The following is a 2,023-nucleotide window of genomic DNA, read 5'->3' as shown; positions in this document are numbered from 1 at the left end:
TGGTACTGCACCCGGGAGGGTGTGGGAGAGTAGGTCACCGCCGGAACATCATTAAAAACGGTAGAGAGCCTCCAAACACCAGTTTGGAGGCTCTCCCACTTTAACCACCACACACGTTGACAGTGAATTTCGACACACTCCCGCACCTCACGCTCCAATGTTGCATGCGTGTAGATCGGCTTCATGTCCGCGTTCGAGTCCGTTGCGGGCCAGGGTGTCGAGCGAGAAAGTCACCACAACGGCGGTCAGCCGGTGCGGGTGATTGGCGACGATCTTCGGTTTGAACGGGCCTTCCGGGTCCCGCGGAACGTCGATCTGCACAGGGCCTGTCGTCTCCGTCAGCACTATTCCGCGAGTCGGCGGTGTCCTTAGGCCGTAGCGCTGCTTTCCGCCTGAGAGGCCTCCGCTGGGCGTGCGGGCCAAGTCGCACCCCACTCCTGCCCGTGTGCGCCAATGGCGTCCGACGGATCATAGAATGTCTGGAGCAATGGTTTGCTCGGCGACGTTGATCGCGACCATTATGGCGCGCGGAGGGAAACTACCGGTGCTCTCACTTGGAATCGAAATAGGACCAGAGCTGGCGGCCCGGCAAGCGACATGGTTCGCACCCGTGCACCAGCCGTTCCTCGTCGCGAAGGACACGGCTAGCACCATAGGTGCAGCACCGTTGCGTGGACGACTCCCAGCTGAACTCAGGGATACTTTCGAAATCTACACTCTTCCGGGCGAGCTGGTCTGCGTCCTCCTAGGCGAAGAAGAGTTCAACGATCTGGGGCGCACAGTGCGGTCGGAGCTTGTGCGCAATCAGATCAGGCTCGGGCGGGAGGTCATTCCCTCCGTTCGAAGTGCGCCGGCCAATTTGCGGGAACGGGTATCCAGGCAAGCTGACGGTCATCGCTTTGTCTGGTGGCCCTCGTTGCTGCAGGGAAACGAGGAACTGATCCTCGGCGCATACCTTCGCTTCGGCCGGCGACACAGCAGGCATTCCGAGGTCCCGGAGAGCCTCTGGGCTAGTACGCGGGCCGCACTGCCGGGAGCGAGGGCATTGGCGGGCACTTTTCCCTTGGGCAGCGGCCCGAACTGCTTCGGGACAGTAATGGCGGCGGCTGGGCGATCGGCAGCTGCAGAAACGTGGATGCTCCAGGAGCCTTTCGAGGACTGGCTTGCCGCGGCGGCTGTCCCAGGCGGAAGAGACAGCGACCCTGGTACCGTACTCGTCTGGCGCTCCCCTGGCGGCTTGGCGCAGCATGCGGCTGTAACCATCGGCGGCGGATACGCGCTCCACAAGCCCTCGCAAGGCTGGATGAGCCCGAGGAAGGTCCTCACCGTTAGGGAAATCATCGCCAGCGCCAGGCAGCCCGGCCGCCGGCTCAGCCGCTACACGCTGACCGCCTCCAAGAGACTCGTCCCAAGAGGGATTTAGGATTTCGGGAAATATCGAGTCCCTCCCTGGTAGTCCTGGAGCAGGCCGCCTCAGTGGGCCCTGAACGATGCGGCGGCACTGACCGGTTCGCGGTACGACGAATGGATCCCCATTGGGTGCCGGGCAGTCCGTCCTGGCGCGACCTAAGCAGCGCCGGTGCGGCCATCACGGTCTTTCGCGCAGTCAGCGTCCAGCCGCACGTGTCGTCACTGTCGGGCACTGCCTACTGGCAGGGAGCATCCAGGTCTCCACTCACGCCGCAGACGGCGTTGACAGCGGTCCGTCCGAACTTGCACGCAGCACGTGCTGGCATCCACGCACTTGGCAATAGACGGCAGTGCGCATGTTCCCAACCACGGCCTTGGTCGTATAGGCCGGCGGACGGATCCCCGCTCGATGTGATCCAGCCGACAGAAGTCCATTCTGGCCGAATATTGCATCGGGACCCTGGTAGGCCCCTCAGATTCCGCGCTACCACGCGGATCCGGCGGGGTTAGGGCCCCTTGTGGGGGTGGATTTGCGGTGGGGGTTGGGTGGGTGTATTGTTTTCTAAGTCGCCGCGAGGGGAACAGCGAAGAGCTGGTTACCGCGGGCGGCCAA

General features: G+C 63.2%; 1 protein-coding gene. It reads right to left on the bottom strand.

Going from position 1 to position 2,023, the window contains the following annotated elements:
• Positions 1 to 147: 147 nt before the first annotated feature.
• On the bottom strand, positions 148 to 321 hold the full coding sequence (locus ACZYZ4_RS19425) for a hypothetical protein (RefSeq protein WP_463863411.1): 174 nt from the start codon (positions 319 to 321) through the stop codon (positions 148 to 150).
• Between the last annotated feature and the right edge of the window lie 1,702 nt (positions 322 to 2,023).

Source organism: Pseudarthrobacter adonitolis (assembly GCF_055412845.1).
This window is presented reverse-complemented; position numbering and strand designations above follow the sequence as displayed.